Below are 16236 nucleotides of genomic sequence, written 5' to 3'. Positions count from 1 at the left end.
GTTGGTCTCAGGCGCGAAGCAGCAGCGGGGCGATGTAGTCGAAGGCGAAGGCGGCTACGACGAGCACCGTCGCAAGCCAGAGCGCCAGCTGTACGAAGCGGCTGGGGATGGGACGTGCGCAGGCAGCGCCGTCAGCGCAGCTCTGCCTGGGCTTCCAGTAGACGAGGCAGAAGCCGTAGCCGAGAACGCCGGCCGTCCCGGCGACGAAGAGCGGCTTATAGGGCGCGAGCGCCATCAGATTGCCGATCCAGGCGCCGCCGATGCCGAGACTGAACAGGATGAGCGGAACGATACAGCAAGACGAGGCCGCAAGCGCGCCGAGGACACCACCGGCCGCGGCCAGGCGCTGCCGTCCGACTGCTTCCCGCTCAGATGCGGGTAGGTCCGCCGCGGCCGACGTTATCCCTGCTGTTCCATGTCGCGATGCAACCATGTCCGACCTCGCTTTCCTTGCCGAAATTCTACACGTACCGTACTATGCGGTCTGTAGTGACTACAGGGTCAAGAGGTATTTTGCGATGCGCGATCACGCCGTGGTGAAGGGCCTCCAGCGGGCTGAGCTTGCCCGTCGGACAGGCTGCAATCTGGAGACGGTGCGCTATTATGAGAAGGTCGGCCTTCTGCCTGAGCCGCCGCGCACGGCGCGCGGCTATCGGAGCTACGACACGACCCACGAGCGGCGCCTTCGCTTCGTTCTGCGGGCCCGCGAACTCGGCTTCTCCCTAGACGAAATTCGGGAACTGTTGCATTTGGTCGATGAGCGCGAGCAGCCCTGCGTCGAAGCGCGCGTCGTCGCCGCCACCCACCTAGACGACGTGCAAGCGAAGATCGCCGATCTGAAACGCATGGAGCGGGTGCTGAAGGACGTCGTCGCCCAATGCGCCGACGGTGCGTTGCCGGAATGCCCGCTGATCGAGACGCTGTTCGGCGAGACATCGGTCGATTGATCCGTCGCCAACATCGTTGTGCCCCAGAAAGGCGCGTCATTCTCCGCCGGAGCTTTCTGAGCGGCGAACGGCGCGAGCTTGACACTGGACCATGGTCCGGACGTTACCAGTAGGACTCTGTCCATTGGGGCTTAGCCTGGAAGGGAGCGGTAAGGCGACGCAGAAGTCGCTGAATCCTTCGCCTAACTGAATCGGCGTACGCCGAACCCTTTCCTGCCACGCACGCATGAAACGTCTGTTGCATACGAGGCGAGGATCCGGTTGAGCACAGAGTTTAACTTGCGACCAAATTCGCTCACAAAAGACCGGATCCAAAATGCGTGCTAACGATAATGGTTATTCTGCGAATACGAAGAAAGCGGAAGTTGCGTGGCTAACTTGGTTGCTCGGCAGCTATACGATGCTGGGTCCATTTTCGATTTCCACTTATATGCCGTTCTTCCCAGTGCTGATGGTGAGCCTGGGAGTCACACAGCTTGAGCTGCAACAAACTCTGAGCGTCTATTTGGCCGGCTTCGGGCTTATGATGCTACTACACGGGCCGCTGTCGGACGCCTTCGGCCGACGGCCGGTCGTCCTTATCGGCCTGACGGTTTACCTGGTCGCTTCGATTGGAGGCGCGCTCTCCACGTCGTTGACCTTCTTGATCTTGTTCCGCCTGGTACAGGGGCTGTCAGTCGGCGCTGGGAGCGTTGTGGGAAGAGCCGTCGTTCGTGACCGTCTGGAAGGGCCAGAAGCGCAGCGATTACTTTCTCACATCACCATGATTTTCGGTCTCGCACCGGCTGTCGCGCCCATCTTCGGAGGATGGCTACACAATTGGTTTCCCTGGCAGTCTGTGTTCTTTTTCATGGCAGCGTTCAGCTTTCTTCAGCTCATTGCCAGCTACTTCTATTTGCCGGAAAGCCTGCCGCCCGCGAAGCGAGCATCCATGCGGCCAGCGCAACTGGCGCGAAGCTATGGCTCTGTTCTGCGGTCTCGTTCGTTTTGGCTGCTTTCGCTTGCGCTGAGCAGTAACTTCGTCGGTTTCTTTCTCTATATTTCGGCTGCCCCGATATTTGTCATTCAGTATCTAAATCTCAAGCAAGACCAGTTTGGATGGCTGTTCATCCCTGCGATGTCAGGTGTGATTTTCGGCGCGTACCTTTCCGGCAAACTCGCCGGACGGTCTCAACCCGCCAGCACGGTCGCTTATGGCTTCCTCGTGATGGCGGGAGCCGTTGTGCTGAATCTGTCGTACAACGCTTTCTTCCCGCCTGTTATTCCTTGGGTAGTGCTGCCTCTCATGCTCTTCACGACTGGGATGTCTCTCGCCACGCCAAGTATCACTTTGCTGACCTTGGACCTATTCCCGAAGAACCGCGGCATGGCTGCGTCTATGCAGGGGTTTGTTCAAATCCTCATAATGACACTCGTCTCGGGCTTCGCCGCACCTGTGCTGGGCGCTTCGGGCATGAAGATGGCGCTCGGAATGCTTTTATCTCTGGCAGGAGGATATGTCGCCTGGATTGGATATCTGAGGTGTTCATCATCCTCACAAGCGGGGGTTCTGGAAGAACAACCTCGACGGTGAGTGAGCCGTTTCAATGGCTCCGATCGAGAGAACCATCAGGCGCTGAAGGCTCTTGCAGAGGCGGAAAAAGGCTAGGTGAAACTGGCCGTCGGCCACAGATCATAGGTGCTTGACACCGTACTATAGTCGGGAGGGTAAGCTGCGTCCTCAAACGAGGAGGACCATAAACGTGCGAAAAATTGGGATCAGGAAGATGCGGCCGGTCGTGTTCGCCGCGCTGGCAGCAATTCCGCTCATGGGCTGTAGCGAATCCGAGTCGGGACAGAGGTTCACGATGGTGGGCGAGGAGCGGGAAGTTCGAGGTACTGTAACCGATGCGAAGCTTACCCTATGTGCTCCGACGCCTGAAAAGCCGGGGACCTGCGAAGGCACCTTAACTGTGCAACCAGCCGCAAGCGACGCGGGTCGGATCGTTGTTGAGGTGACCCGAAACGTGCAGCTGATGAAGGATGGTCAGTCGGTCTTTCTTCCGCAGCTCAAGGGTGCCCAGGCGATCATCAAGTACCGAGCAAGCAAAGAGGGTCCGAGTGTTGCCACGTCCGTGGTCGCCAGCACGTGATTTTTCCGAGCCCACACGAACGGCTTTGTAGAGCGATTTCCATACTGTTGGGGGGCGCTGTGCTCGGTTATGCCTCGGAGGCGGCCGCCCAGGACCAGACTGTGGCGACAGTAGAAACTCATGGTGCTACTGAAAGCGCAGCAGGGTCTCAATCCGAGGAAATTGCGGAGGAGGCGGCAAAGGGTTCTAATCGACCCGAGGAAAAGCCAGCATCCACTTCCCCGTTACTTTGGAAGGGGTTAATCCAGGGCGGACTGATCAGCCGTTCGGATCCGCGTGCAGAGCCAGCGAACGAGTTTCGCTTGCGGGAGGCGCAAGTCAGCGTCGAAGGAAGCCCGATTAATGGCACGCACTTCTTCATCGAAGTCAATTTTCCCGGCCCCGGAGAGGAGGTTGAACTCAACGATGCGGCCGTGACATTCGATGTCATGAGAGGAGTGCGGGTCGTTGCGGGTCAGCTTCGCGTCCCACTTAACCGGCCGGCCGTGAGCGCGCGGACATCACTTTTCGTCACCGAACCTCGTGCAGCCGGACCCGTGCAGCGCAAGGCAAGGGACCGTGGCATCAACGTCGTCCTGTCGCCGTTCAACGGCCGCGTGCTCTACGAACAGGCGCTTGTGATCGGCAATGGAATCCAGAACGGCGAGCTTGGCAACGACAATGATGGCTTTCTTCTCGAGGGTCGGTTGGTGTGGTTTGCAACTGGCGAATGGCCCCTGCCGCTTCCCTCGCAGACAGATTTGCAGAATTCGCCTTGGAGCACATTTTTCAAAGCCGGTTGGGCATCGGGCAGGTTCGAGAAAGGTCTCAGCGAAGCGTCGAGGTCGCAGGTAAGGGAAATCACCTGGAACGTGGGCCAAGCGGTCGTAGGAAAGGGCTTTTACGCCTACTGGCAATACAGCAAAGCTTTCGCAGAGAGCGAACAGAATTTCGACTCGCAGTCTTTCTCGATCACTTCGGGCTACGCCTTCCCGATTGGTCGGTATCTAGCCGCCAGCGAATCCGCCCCTCGCGCCATCCGGGATGGTTGGGTCGAGCCAAAGCTTCAATTCGAAATGCTTCGTTATGAGGATGCGGTGCTTTCGAGCCAATCGGACCGCAAAATATATCGCTACGGCGTCAACTATTATCCCCTTGGCACACTCAATATCCGTCTGATGGTTGACCACGAAGTGGCAGTCCGTCCTCAACGCAGTGAGACTCTGCTCGTCTCACTTCACTACATGTTTTGAATCGGCCCAAATCGACTCGCGTTCAAGGAGGGTTGAGTGGTTCAAGGCGGGGCTCTGCGTTGGCCGATCGCCAACCGTCATTCGAACCTGACTCGGTACTATGGTCCAGCCTGTAGGGTCCGCGACGCGACGCAGGCATGGGGGTATAAGCGCCGCGCCGCAGTGGTGCGCGTTGTGCGCGGACATCTGTGAAACGAGCCGCCCACGAATGTTCTTCAGCGGCCTGTTAATTGAACGCTGATCTGGGATGAGCTGATTGGGCACGTCTCGCCTCTCTCCCCGGAGCTTTGATCGCGCCAGAGGATGGCCATTGACTCCGTAGATAGGTACGGATGTTAGAGTTTCAAAAGGTAGAGTCGCCGGTGCGTTCTTTGGACGTTTGCCGGCCCGAGGAGCAGAGAATGAGCGCAGTTGCGAGAGGGCTCCGAAATCCCTTCCGAACGCGAGTCCGCACCGGGGTCGTAGTTCTTCTCCTCGCCATCATCATTGGCCTGTTCGCCGTGATGGTTCAGGGCGCCTTTCAGACACGCGCTAAGCTCGAAAGCCTTCAAGCGAACGTCCGGACTGTAGTGGAATTGCGCGAAGCCGGCGCCTTCGGCACCGGGGGATTCGGAGGCGATAAGCCGGTTGGCGCAGATCAATTCTCGGTGGCGACCCTTGAGCAGATTCGGCGCATTCCCAGCGCTGAGCATATCGTGAAGGTCGAGGAGTACATCCATGCGCCTCAGGTCGATCCGTCGAGGCCAAATGCCTATGCGATGATCATCGGACTGCAGCCGGGCGCACCAATGCGCGCGATCGGCGAGGTGGATTACGAGAATGCAGAGATCGTCGCGGGACGAGGCTTAGGCGCGCAGGACGTTGCTCGGGAAGTCGCCGTCGTGGGCCAGGTTTATGCCCGAGAGCGCCTTGGGATCAGTCTGGCGAGCGGCGCCGCACTTCAGGGCAAGACAATCACCCTCCAAAACCGACCGCTACAAGTGGTCGGCATCTACGCCACCGGTAACGATTTCGGCGACAACCACGTCTTCGTTCCGTTGGAGGCGTTTCGGCGCATCTACAATCCTGGCGACAAGCTTTCGAAGATACGGGTCCGGGTCGACTCCATTGCCAATGTAGCGGCCGTCGCCGACGATCTTCAGCAATTGCCCGGCGTGGATGCTGTCACCGCCGCCGAGCAGGTCTCGACGGCCAAAACCACCCTCGGCAGCATGGCCGCCGCAACGCTCTACGGGTCGCTGCTCCTTTTCGCAATCGGCGGCGTTCTGGTTGTTTTCATCATGGTTCTGGCGACTCGCGAACGGATCAATGAGATCGGCACGCTAAAGGCGATCGGCGCCTCCAATTGGGAGATTGTCAAGCAGTTCCTCGCCGAGGTTCTCGCTGTCACGGCACTTGCAGCCTTGGGCGCGGTGATGATGGCAGCCCTCTTTGGAGCGGTTCTTCGGGCGTCCTTGCACCTCGAGTTCAGCATCGACCAGAACACGCTGCTCTTGATCCTGCTGGGCGGCTTCGTTTTCGCCGCGCTCGGCAGCCTCTATCCAATCGTCAAGGGTATCCGGCTGAGCCCGATCCAAGCCATGAAGAACAACTGAGGAGGCCTCATGGGCATGATCATCCTGGGTTTGCGCAATCTCCTTCGAAACAAGGTCCGCCTGGCCCTTGTCGCAATCTTGATTGGCATCCCCTTTTTCCTGCTTCTCGCCATGTACTCGATCGGCGACGCGATGCAGCGGCAGACGAAGATCATGAATGAGAACGTCAACACCGTCGTGCAACTTCGCGGCCGCGGCTCGATGGGCCATGTGAACATGGTCGGCCAGGATCGCCTTCTGCCGCAGGATACGCTGGAGAAGGTGCGCGGGATCGAGCACGTCGAACATGCTGAGCCGTATCTCCTTGCCATGGCGCCGATCACCCCGCCGAACTTTGTCATGCATGTCGGTCTCGCAACCAACGCGGTAAAGCGGCTTGAGTCGCACGGCGAGGCAGGCAATCCGCGGATCATCGCTGGACGGGACTTCATGCCTGAGGACGCTGGACAGGACGTCGCCATCATCGGCCAGGGTTATGCGAAATGGGCCGGCATCACGCCCGCGCAGATCGGCGATGCGACGATCACAATCGATCCGACCCGCACCCATCCGGCCATTTACGGCATGGATCGCCCGAAGCGGGAGCTCCGGATCATCGGCATGTATGCCAGCGGGTATATCTTCGGCGATCTGCAGCTCTTCATGCCGATCGAGACGTTCCGCTCGATCTACGGAACCGACCAGGGCATTTCTTGGCTGTTCGTCAAAGTTGATAGCGTCGAGAACGTTCCTCTGGTGGCGCAGCGCCTGCGAGAAACAGTCGGCGACGTCGCGGATATTCTCGTTCCCGAAAGCGCCGCCGTCTTCACGGCCACGACCAGCGAAACCGTCACGCAGCTCACCAGCGTGGGCGGTATCCTGGCGGTCACGCTAATGGTCATCGTGGTGTTCTTCGTACTCCTGATGATGGTGCGCGAGCGCGCACGCGAGATCGGCACGCTAAAGGCAATTGGTGCGAGCAATGGCGGCGTTACCGCTCAATTCCTCACCGAAGCCGTCGCTCTGACCCTCCTTGGCGGGGTCCTTGGCCTTTTGCTTTTCCGCGGCGTCGGAGAGATGGTTACCGGACGTCTCTTCGCGCTGAGCATCGGCCCGTTCCTGCCGAGCCACTACAAGCCGCTCTTCGAGAGTCTCGCAATCAACAACAATCTTTCGGCTTCGGCTCTCGCCCTTGTCCTTGTCATTGCCGTGCTCGCGGCGATGATCGGCAGCGCCTATGGCGTTTGGCAAGCGGTCAAACTTTCTCCGCTAGAGGCTATGAAACATGAATAATGCATTGATCGAATTCCGCGGCGTCTCAAAATCCTATCGCAAGGGCAGCGAAGTCGTCGATGCGGCGGCCAACGTCGACCTCCGGATCCAGGAGAGAGGCATGGTCGCAATCGTCGGCCCAAGCGGAAGCGGCAAGTCGACGCTTCTGCATATGATGGGCGCCATGGACCGGCCGACGCGCGGCGAGGTCCTCGTCGCCGGGGAAGCTGTGAACAGACTGTCTTCCGGCGAGTTGACTCGCTTTCGCCGAAAGACCGTCGGGTTCGTCTTCCAGACCTTCAATCTGATCCCGAACCTTACGGCGCTGGAGAATGTCGCCCTGCCGATGGAGTTCAACGGTGTCAGTGCCGCGGAAAGGAGCGCTAGGGCGAAGGCTTTGCTCGTGCGCTTCCAGCTCGGACACCGCCTAAAGCATCGTCCGCGCGAGTTGAGCGGCGGTGAGATGCAGCGGGTCGCAATAGCCCGCGCCGTGGCCAACGAGCCGCGCTTGGTGCTCGCCGATGAGCCCACCGGCAATCTCGACTCGCGGTCGGGCAAGCTCATCTACGAGCTCCTGCAAGAGGTCTCGCGCGAAAGAACAGTCATTGTAGTTACACATGCAGAAGAATTGGCCAAGCTAGCTGATCGGGTCATCCACATTCGAGATGGACAGCTCGTGGAAGATCCGAATTCGGCAATCAGGTTGGCATCTAATACTCTCTAACGCCATATCTGCGAGAGCCGTTATCTGCATGGAAACCACCGCCGTCGGGAGATAATGATGCAAGCGTTCACGATCAGCAAAGCCGCTCACGAGGCGGGAGTCGGCGTCGAAACTATCCGATTCTATGAGCGGCGCGGCTTGATAGATCAGCCGGAGAAGCCGGGATACACCGGATATCGACACTATTCTGCAGAGACCGTGAGGCGGATCAGATTCATCCGAAAAGCGCAGCAGATTGGCTTCTCGCTCCGCGAGATCCAAGAGCTGCTTTGGCTTCGGGCCGATCCTGTGGCCGATTGCAGCGATGTGCGCCAGAAGGCGGCGTCGAAGATCGACGAGGTCGATGAGAAAATCATGGAGCTCAAAAAGATCCGCAAAGCGCTGGAGAAAGTGATTGCGGACTGCCCTGGCCGGGGGGCGCTGAAGGGGTGCACCATTCTGGAGGCGCTTCAGGACGGGGAGCGGCTTGAAAAGCAAATGCCCTCTACCCGAACACGAAGGAAGATCGAATGAAGTCCGTCACGCTAAAAATCGAAGGTATGCACTGCAACGGCTGTGCACAGAATATCAAGGCCCTCGTCAGTTCCGAGGCGGGCGTTCGCGGCGCTGATGTTTCCTTCAAAGACGCCCAGGCCCGCATTCTCTTCGATCCGCAAACCGTCAGGGAAGACCGGCTTATCGAGATGATCAAGAAAGCAGGCTACCAGGTTCCGGCCCAAGATCAGTGACCGAGCTGGGAGCTTTTCAACTCGTGGTCCTTCCAATCGGGCTCGGCCTTCTCGACTTTGTAGAGCCTGCTCAATCGGATCGACCTTGGTTTTTGTAAAGTACCTCGAAGGCAAGACCTTCGCAGATAAGCTTGCCCAAGTCTGTATCTTTGCGGTCACTCGTGCAGTGCTCATCGGAGCGTTGGGCGCGGTGGCCATTGTCATCGGCACCGCCTTCATGGGCTTCCAAAAGGCTGCTTGGATCGTGCTTGGCGCGATTTATCTGGCGATCGGTCTCTTGTACATTTTTCGCCGTGCTGGATCGCTGAAGGGCCCGGCTTCGATGGCCTTTCCGGGCCACGTGGTTCCATCGCCTTGGGTCTGTTGTTTGGCCTCAATATTCCTGCCTGCGCTGCGCCGCTGGTATTTGCCTTGTTGGGTATGGCTGCAGCAGGCGGCGTGAGCGGTGCAACTCTTTCGGCTGGCTTTGTTTCATTGGCTCTATTCGGCTTCGCGTTGTCGCGGCCGATCGTGGCAGCGGTTCTCGTCGCGCCGACGCGGCGCGCCTTGGATTGGCTATCTGCCTTATCGCGACGGGTACCCCTCTGGACTGGTTTGCTGCTCGTCGCGCTTGGACTTTGGTCGATCGGCTTAGGCTTGTTCGCCAGATCAAGGCGTAGCCCCACGAAGAGCAACGCGTAGAAATGTCCGCTTGACTCCGTAGGTTGGTACGGAGCGTAGACTCGGTTCAATTGGATAAAGCCGGCAGTTCGCCGGCAAACGTTGGACCGGAGGTCAGGGCATGAACACGGCTACAGCGATTGCATCACTCAACAAGCCTTGGAGCGAGGAGCCTGCGAGCCGACCCGATCGGGCCAGGATACGCGCCCGGATTGGCGGTCTGCATTGCTCGCTTTGCACTGGAACGATCGAAAAGGCGCTTGGCAGCCAAGTAGGCGTCGACAAGGTTGCGGTAAGCCTCACGCACGAGCAGGCGCTGGTCGAATACGATCCGAACGTGGCCCGCCCCGAGGCGCTGCTGAAAATCCTGCGCGACATCGGCTATACAATTTCCGATCCGCGCAAGGTTCGGCCCTTCGAAGAGGAGGAGCGCGAGCTCGTCCGCGAGGGCCGCCGTTTTCTCGTTGCGACCGCGTTCAGTCTGCTCGCTATCGCCCTAATTACGAACCCGATGGGAATCGCCGCCCTCGCCATCCATGGCGTGGTGTTTTTCAGCCTCATCGGGTTGATGTTCCTCGTGCTGCGAGCACAAGGTCTTGCTCAGGCGATTCTCGGAGCCGGTGGGTTGGGCATCGCCGCGCTCGCGCTGATGCTCGTCAAGGAGCAGGCCTGGTTCGCTGCGGCCGTTCCCTGGCTTGTCGCCGCTATGGCCGTTATTCTGGTCTTCGGCATCGGACGCCATATTCTGCTGATGGCAGCACAGGCACTGCGCCGGGGCATTCTCAATCAACATGTCTTGCTCGAGACGGGTGCCTTCGCCGGTATCATCGGCGGCATGATCGGGTTCATCTTCTCCCCCGCGGCCTATCCGACGGCAGCCTTCTTCGCCGTCTCAGTGATGGTCACGACCTATCACATTTTTTCGGAATGGCTCTCGCTCATCGTCAAGACCCGTAGTTCCCAGGCGGTGAAGCAGCTCCTCGATCTTCAGCCGGAAACTGCGCGTGTCGAGCGCGATGGCCAAGAGTTGGAAGTGCCGATCGCGGAGGTGGCGATCGGCGATCTCGTCCGTATTCGTCCGGGCGAGCGCGTGCCAGTCGATGGTGAGGTCGCTAGCGGGCATTCCGCCGTCGATCAGTCCTTCGTCACCGGCGAACCGATCCCGGTCGAGCGAAAAAAAGGTGACGCTGTGATCGGTGGTTCGATCAATGGCAATGGCACCTTGCTTGTTCACGTGCGGGCCGTGGGCGAGGGAAGCTTCCTGCAGAAAGTCATCCGCGAGGTCGAGGACGCTCGGGCACTCAAACCCGGCCTCTTGCATCTCGTCGACCGAGTTCTTCAGGTTTACACGCCGACGGTTCTCGTTATTGCCACGCTCGCCCTTGTCGGTTGGCTGGCCGGATCATGGATCGTATCCGGCGAAGTCGATCTGGAACGAGCAATCTTTGCTGGGTTGAGCGTGCTTGTAATGGGCTATCCTTGCGCGGTGGGTATCTCCGCACCTCTGTCCATAGTGCGCGGTGCTGGCGAGGCAGCCGAACGGGGCGTTCTTATGCGCACGGGCGAAGCCTTCCAAGGCTTCCGGCTGGTGAAGACCATTATCCTCGACAAGACCGGCACGCTTACTCAGGGCAAGCCTGCGGTTCGTGAGATTGAGGCCGTTAATGGCGAAGAGGACGAGCTACTCGCCTTGGCGGCAGCGGCAGAAGCTTCGTCTGAACACCCGCTCGCCCAAGCAGTGGTCACGGCGGCATTCGAGCGAGGTGCCGTCCCGCCAGACGTCGAGTCCTTTGAGGCTGTGCCCGGCAAAGGCATTGTCGCGAAGATTGATGGCGGGGAAGTCCTGGTCGGCAGCCCGCGCTTCCTTTCGGAACGAGGACTGGATCTTGCGAAGTTCACTGATCGGATCTCGGCGCTGGAGGAAATCGGTCGGACAGTGATTGCCGTCGGCAGAGACGGTCGCTCGCTCGGCATCCTCGCCCTCGGTGACACGCTGAAAACTGACGCAAAGGAAGCAGTTGCCGGAATGAGGTCCGACGGGCTCCGCCTGGTCCTGCTGACAGGTGACAACGAGCGCGCAGCACGAAAGGTCGCACGAGACGTCGGGATCGAGACTGTGCACGCCGGCATTCTTCCTGATGGCAAGGCGGAAATCGTCCGTCAGCTTCAAGCGGGCGGAACGCGAGTCGCGATGGTCGGCGACGGCATCAATGATGCCCCCGCTCTGATGCAGGCGGATGTCGGTGTCGCAATGGGCGGCGGCACCGACATCGCGATCGAATCTGCTGACATCATCATCCTGTCCAATCGCTTGGACGCCGTTTTGGTCGCGCGCCAGATCAGCCGGAGGAGCTACCGTAAGATGCTCCAGAACGTGACTCTCGCCTTCCTGTTCAATGGCGTCGGAATTCCGATCGCCGCGACGGGTCTCGTCTATCCGGTATGGGCCATGGTCGCGATGGCCGTCAGTGTCACCGCAATCTTCTTCAATTCGCTGTGGGGTCGACCGCAGCTCTTTTTCGACGCGGTACTGAGTGTCGGCCGCCCCGTCGTGGCGGACGCGATCCAGACGGCATGAGGCACGGACATGGCAACTGCAAGTTACAAGGACATGAGTGGGGATGGATGTTTCACAGGTAAACAATGAACGCGAGCGCCTGCTTCGGATGCTCGCGGCGGCGACCTTCGTCATCTTCTTTCAAGCTTTCATGGTCGCGCCCATCATACCGACGCTCGCCAATACTTTCGGGACGTCGGTCGAGAGAGTCGGGCTCATTGTGCCAGCCTATCTGATCCCTTACGGAATCGCGACGCTGGTTTTTGGGCTTCTCGCGGATCGGCTGGGCATCCACCGCGTCATGTTCGCGTCGCTGGCGGCGTTTGCGGTACTCACAGCTTTGACGGCGACGGCCGCCTCCATCGAACAGATCGCCCTTTGGCGGGTCCTGACCGGGCTCGGCGCCAGTGGAGTCGTGCCGCTCGGCCTCGCGCTCGTCGGCCGCCTCTATCCTTATGAGCAGCGTGGGCGCCCGCTAGGCTGGCTGTTTGGCGCCATGGCCGGCGGGATGGCCTTCGGCTCACCCGCGGGCGCGATGCTCGTTCCCTTGGTCGGATGGCAAGGGCTGTTTCTCGTAGTGGGAGCGGCTGGAGCGGGTATCCTGCTCCTGTTCCTGCCCTATCGCCGCATCATTGCTGCGGCGGTGCAGCCGGTCACGGGCACGTTCGGCGATCTTTTCCGCGGCTACAAGAGCCTCCTCGGCACCCCAAGGGGTCAGCGCACATACGGCTATGTCCTTGTCAACTCGATGTTCCACTCCGGCGTCTTCACGTGGCTTGGCGTGTATTTTGAACAGCGACACGGCGTCGGACCGGTCGGTGTCGGCTTGGCCTTGCTCGGATACGGCGTGCCGGGCTTCCTGCTCGGGCCGATGATCGGCCGGGCGGCGGACCGCTGGGGCCGCGCCAGGTTGCTGCCCCTTGGTCTCACGCTCAGCGCCGTCGCAGCCGCACTGCTGATCCTCGGCTTTCCCTTGATCCTCGCGCCCGTGGTGGCGATGCTTCTCTCTCTTGGCTACGACATGACGCAGCCGCTCTTCGGCGGGATTGTCACCTCGCTCGGCGGTAAGCGGCCTGGGCAAGCCATGGGGTTGAACGTCTTCATGCTCTTCGTCGGCATGGGGCTGGGCAGCTTGATCTTTGGTGAGATGCTCCGCTTTGGCTTCGAAGTATCACTGGGCCTTTTCGCCATGGTCGAGCTGGGGTTGGCCGCGATGTCCATCCGTCTGTTCCGGTCTGAGGTAGTTCAAGTCCGGAGCAGCTGAAGGGCGAGGCACCGTGCCCCTGGCATGCGACATTCGAGGCCTATTGACTCCGGACTACGGTACGGATGGCAGAATCTCAAAAAATGCGGAGCAGCTGCACTTGGTGCGTTACGACGAAAGGCGAACATCACATGACGAACACGAGCCGACCGTCCGGGCTGTCTCACGTCCGTTGGAGAATCCTGTTTTCAGCTGGCGCGTTGCTCCTCTCTTTTCTGTTCTCGCTCGCGATCTCTATAAGCTCAGCTTCCGATAGGGCTGCTGGAACGACAATGGTCGTGCCAGTGACCGGTATGTCGTGCGTGAGCTGTGCCGCGACGATCAAGCGAACTGTGAAGAACATCGATGGCGTATCTAATGTCGAGGTGAGCTTGGCGGCCAGGACCATGCGTGTGACCTATGCTCCCGCACGTGTTTCGCCTGACCGCATCGTCGCCGCTGTCAACGCACTCGGATATCAAGCTGGGACCCCGGTGGAGGCGAAATGACGTTGGAGTCCGCATTGCAGTCGATCCAACCTGGCCTCGCTGGAGGGGGACTACTACCCGCAATAGGCACCACGTTCCTCGCGGGTATTTTGGCGAGCGCGGTTTGTCCGTGCACATTGCCTGTTGGGCTCAGCGTTGCGGGTATGGCCGGAGCATCTGACACCGGAGGTCGTCACGACGGGCTTGCAATCGCAAGTGCTTTCTTCGTCGGAATCGTCGGAAGCCTCACCGCGCTTGGTCTCTTTGCGGGTCAACTCGGCGCATTGGCGACGGAGTCGTTCGGCCGCAATTGGGCGCTTGTTATGGCTATTCTTTCATTCGCAGCCGCAGGGCTTGCCTTCTGGCGACCTCGCCTCCCATTCGACAAGCTGACGGCTTGGCGCCGCCCCGGCGTGGCGGGCGCTTTCGGCTACGGCCTAGTGTTCAGCCTTGGTACTTCCGTGGCTCCGCTTCTGCTTCTGTTTACGATCGTCGCAGCTTCGGGCGCGCCGAAACTCGGCGTATTGCTGGCCTTTTTCTTCGGCATCGGTCGGGGTTTACCGTTTCTCCTCGCGGGGGCTGTTGCAAGCACCGCGACGCGCTTCACTCGGCTTGGTTTGTTGGGCCGCCCAATTCAGTTCGCGAGCGGCATCGCCCTTGTATTTGTCGGCTGGTACTATGCTCAGGTGTATGCCGCATTACTGTAATGGAGAATGACATGCTTCGTCAGGATGGTTCGCTTGCAACTGTGACCCTGGCAATACCTGGGATGGTCTGTGAAGGCTGCGCTGAAAAAATCCGTGGTGCGCTAACGGCGATACCTGGCGTTCATAAGGTCAAGACGAAGCTGTGGCGGAAGCAAGTCGAAGTTACTCTCGAGAAGGAGACCGTTCGTGAACAGACGGTTGTGCAGGCACTCGGCGAGCAGGGGTTCAATGCGGTCGCAACCTAGCAATCTTGACGACCTGGTACTTACCGCATTCAGGCGCGCCTCCGACGAGGATCGACTTGATGTTGCCGAGCATCTGCTGTGTGCACTCGAGACGTTGGCTGACGTGGGCAGAGAAGCGCACAGGCGAATTCCGGCTCAAGCTCGATTAATCCAAGCCTATCGAGTGATCGCGCATCGGGCTGAGCGTCGGCGATGATCGACTCTGACGAGCCGCGAACGCTCGTCAGAGCGCCCACGCCATATCCAAGAGCGCGGATCTATATGCGTGGGCAACGAAGTTGCTGTGAGTGAAGGGATTGCGCGAGTGGCAAGAGTAAAGGAGTATTTGGAGGGCTACCAGGTTTGGATTTACTTCGCCGCGATCCTCATCGGGGCAGTGACTGGCCTAGTAATTCCCGGAAGTCCATCGCTTGAGCCGACGATCAATCCGGCGCTCGCGTTCATGCTCTTCGTGACCTTCCTGCCACTTGCGTTTGCGGTGCCCGGTGGGGTGCCGGTGCTTCCGGCTGTTATCGTGATGCAAACAGTCGTCGAGCTGTTGAGCGAGCTCATCTACATTCGCGTGGCTCCCAGGTTCACCGCCGTCGCATTGAAAGATGTTGGCGAGGTGCAGCCATGAGGGCGGGTGTTCAGCAGCAAAAAGAAGCGATCAGCCTCGCTCCGATGACGCGGCGCGATGGGGGCGCGGGTTGCGCCACGGTCTTACTGCCTCGCCGGCCCGGGCCGGAGGCCTACGGCCGTCGGCTCGGTCGAAGTATGTCGCCGTCCCGTGCCCGATCTCGCGCTTGATCTCCGCTACTTAAAGTATGCGATGCTTGTCGCCGAACACGGTAGCTTCCGCCGTGCCGCGTCGATCCTCAATCTTTCGCAATCGACTATAAGCCGTCGGATTCAGTTACTCGAACGCAGGCTCGGCATGCCGCTATTCGAGCGTAACCACGCTGGAGCCCGCGTGACGCTGGCCGGCGAGCGCTTCATGCGCGACGCTGCGGTAGGTGCGGACCACCTTCATCAAGCCGTTCTTGACATGGCTAGCACGCAACGCGGTGAGATCGGCGATTTGCGGATCGGTTTGATGGCATCGCTGGCTAGCGGTTTCCTATCGGACCTGCTCGGAACTTACCGTCGCCGATTCCCCCGTGTAGACGTCCGGGTCCAAGAGGCAGCATCGCAAGCGAACGCCGCTGGCGTACTGAATGGCCGCCTCGATGCGGCGTTCATCACGGGGAGCCCGCTACTGCCTGGCTGCGAAGCCGAGCACCTCTGGGACGAACGGATCTTCGTCGCGCTGCCAGAGGATCATCGATGTGCTGGCGGACGTGTGGTCGCCTGGGACGACGTGCGCGAGGACATTTTCTTGGTGAGCGCCGAGGCCGCGGGACCGGAGATTAAAGACTATCTCGTGCGGCAGCTATCTGGACTTGGGTTTCGTCCAAGACTCTCCGTCCAGCAGGTCGGCCGAGAGAATCTCCTGAACATGGTTGCAAAGGGCTTTGGCCTGACGCTGACCACTTACTCCACCCTGGGCGCGACCTACCCCGGCGTCGTATTCCTTCCGATCGGCGCCGCCACCGAGACGGTGGGCTCCAGTGTCGTATGGTCGGCGACCAATCGAAATCCAGCGCTAAAGCGGTTGTTGCAGATCAGCTCGGAGTTAGCGGAAAAGCATCGGCGAGGCTCGTCTCGAGCAAGAAGGGCTGAATCGAGACGCGGCTAAATCTGCTAGG

General features: G+C 59.8%; 19 protein-coding genes. 17 read left to right on the top strand and 2 right to left on the bottom strand.

Annotation, left to right across the window (positions count from 1 at the left end):
• Positions 1–7 precede the first annotated feature (7 nt).
• The gene (locus K2Y42_RS15875; protein ID WP_291154281.1) at positions 8–433 is read right to left on the bottom strand and encodes a mercuric transporter MerT family protein; all 426 of its coding nucleotides are present in this window, start codon (positions 431–433) and stop codon (positions 8–10) included.
• An 85-nt stretch (positions 434–518) separates the two neighbouring features.
• Here K2Y42_RS15875 and K2Y42_RS15870 point away from each other — a divergent pair, with 85 nt between their 5' ends.
• The 12 genes from K2Y42_RS15870 to K2Y42_RS15815 all read left to right on the top strand — a co-directional run bounded on the left by K2Y42_RS15870 (position 519) and on the right by K2Y42_RS15815 (position 13090).
• Positions 519–947, top strand: coding sequence for a helix-turn-helix domain-containing protein (locus tag K2Y42_RS15870; protein WP_291154280.1), 429 nt, complete (start codon positions 519–521; stop codon positions 945–947).
• A gap of 316 nt (positions 948–1263) precedes the next feature.
• Positions 1264–2520 (top strand): multidrug effflux MFS transporter, encoded by a 1257-nt coding sequence (locus K2Y42_RS15865; protein WP_291154279.1) that lies wholly within the window; start codon positions 1264–1266, stop codon positions 2518–2520.
• Positions 2521–2689: 169 nt separating this feature from the next.
• The gene (locus K2Y42_RS15860) at positions 2690–3079 is read left to right on the top strand and encodes a hypothetical protein (protein WP_291154278.1); all 390 of its coding nucleotides are present in this window, start codon (positions 2690–2692) and stop codon (positions 3077–3079) included.
• A 59-nt stretch (positions 3080–3138) separates the two neighbouring features.
• Complete coding sequence (locus K2Y42_RS15855) at positions 3139–4311, top strand: hypothetical protein (protein WP_291154277.1); 1173 nt, start codon at positions 3139–3141, stop codon at positions 4309–4311.
• 401 nt (positions 4312–4712) lie between these two features.
• Positions 4713–5906: an ABC transporter permease gene (locus K2Y42_RS15850; protein ID WP_291154276.1), complete on the top strand. Its 1194-nt coding sequence runs from the start codon at positions 4713–4715 to the stop codon at positions 5904–5906.
• A gap of 9 nt (positions 5907–5915) precedes the next feature.
• Entirely contained in the window at positions 5916–7178 is a 1263-nt protein-coding gene (locus K2Y42_RS15845; RefSeq protein ID WP_291154275.1) for an FtsX-like permease family protein, read from the top strand.
• Positions 7179–7182: 4 nt separating this feature from the next.
• Positions 7183–7881 carry an ABC transporter ATP-binding protein gene (locus K2Y42_RS15840; protein ID WP_291154274.1) on the top strand — a complete coding sequence of 233 codons (699 nt, stop codon included), beginning with the start codon at positions 7183–7185 and terminating at the stop codon, positions 7879–7881.
• Between the two features lie 57 nt (positions 7882–7938).
• A complete protein-coding gene (locus K2Y42_RS15835) occupies positions 7939–8394 on the top strand; it encodes a MerR family DNA-binding protein (protein ID WP_291154273.1) in 456 nt (151 codons plus the stop codon).
• Positions 8391–8609, top strand: a complete 219-nt coding sequence (locus K2Y42_RS15830; RefSeq protein ID WP_291154272.1) for a heavy metal-associated domain-containing protein — start codon at positions 8391–8393, stop codon at positions 8607–8609. Before K2Y42_RS15835 ends, K2Y42_RS15830 begins: the two co-directional genes overlap by 4 nt.
• Before the next feature lie 85 nt (positions 8610–8694).
• The gene (locus K2Y42_RS15825; RefSeq protein ID WP_291154271.1) at positions 8695–9051 is read left to right on the top strand and encodes a hypothetical protein; all 357 of its coding nucleotides are present in this window, start codon (positions 8695–8697) and stop codon (positions 9049–9051) included.
• A gap of 339 nt (positions 9052–9390) precedes the next feature.
• Positions 9391–11847 carry a cation-translocating P-type ATPase gene (locus tag K2Y42_RS15820; protein ID WP_291154270.1) on the top strand — a complete coding sequence of 819 codons (2457 nt, stop codon included), beginning with the start codon at positions 9391–9393 and terminating at the stop codon, positions 11845–11847.
• Between the two features lie 43 nt (positions 11848–11890).
• Positions 11891–13090 carry an MFS transporter gene (locus tag K2Y42_RS15815; RefSeq protein ID WP_291154269.1) on the top strand — a complete coding sequence of 400 codons (1200 nt, stop codon included), beginning with the start codon at positions 11891–11893 and terminating at the stop codon, positions 13088–13090.
• A gap of 163 nt (positions 13091–13253) precedes the next feature.
• Here the strand turns inward: K2Y42_RS15815 and K2Y42_RS15810 are convergent, their stop codons facing one another.
• A complete protein-coding gene (locus tag K2Y42_RS15810) occupies positions 13254–13478 on the bottom strand; it encodes a hypothetical protein (RefSeq protein WP_291154268.1) in 225 nt (74 codons plus the stop codon).
• On the opposite strand from K2Y42_RS15810, the gene K2Y42_RS21290 reads away from it, so the two are divergent.
• The 5 genes from K2Y42_RS21290 to K2Y42_RS15790 all read left to right on the top strand — a co-directional run bounded on the left by K2Y42_RS21290 (position 13384) and on the right by K2Y42_RS15790 (position 16226).
• Complete coding sequence (locus K2Y42_RS21290; RefSeq protein WP_366246908.1) at positions 13384–13578, top strand: heavy metal-associated domain-containing protein; 195 nt, start codon at positions 13384–13386, stop codon at positions 13576–13578. The two genes, K2Y42_RS15810 and K2Y42_RS21290, sit on opposite strands and share 95 nt — an antisense overlap.
• Positions 13575–14264 (top strand): cytochrome c biogenesis protein CcdA, encoded by a 690-nt coding sequence (locus K2Y42_RS15805; RefSeq protein ID WP_291154267.1) that lies wholly within the window; start codon positions 13575–13577, stop codon positions 14262–14264. Before K2Y42_RS21290 ends, K2Y42_RS15805 begins: the two co-directional genes overlap by 4 nt.
• An 11-nt stretch (positions 14265–14275) precedes the next feature.
• A complete protein-coding gene (locus K2Y42_RS15800) occupies positions 14276–14509 on the top strand; it encodes a heavy-metal-associated domain-containing protein (RefSeq protein WP_291154266.1) in 234 nt (77 codons plus the stop codon).
• 265 nt (positions 14510–14774) lie between these two features.
• Positions 14775–15128 (top strand): hypothetical protein, encoded by a 354-nt coding sequence (locus K2Y42_RS15795; protein ID WP_291154265.1) that lies wholly within the window; start codon positions 14775–14777, stop codon positions 15126–15128.
• A 150-nt stretch (positions 15129–15278) separates the two neighbouring features.
• The gene (locus tag K2Y42_RS15790; protein WP_291154264.1) at positions 15279–16226 is read left to right on the top strand and encodes a LysR family transcriptional regulator; all 948 of its coding nucleotides are present in this window, start codon (positions 15279–15281) and stop codon (positions 16224–16226) included.
• The last annotated feature ends 10 nt before the right edge of the window (positions 16227–16236 follow it).

Origin of the sequence: Hyphomicrobium sp., assembly GCF_019744875.1 — a bacterium.
GTDB lineage: Bacteria > Pseudomonadota > Alphaproteobacteria > Rhizobiales > Hyphomicrobiaceae > Hyphomicrobium_C.
The sequence above is the reverse complement of the archived record's forward strand: the minus strand, read 5'-3'. Positions and strand labels throughout refer to the sequence as shown.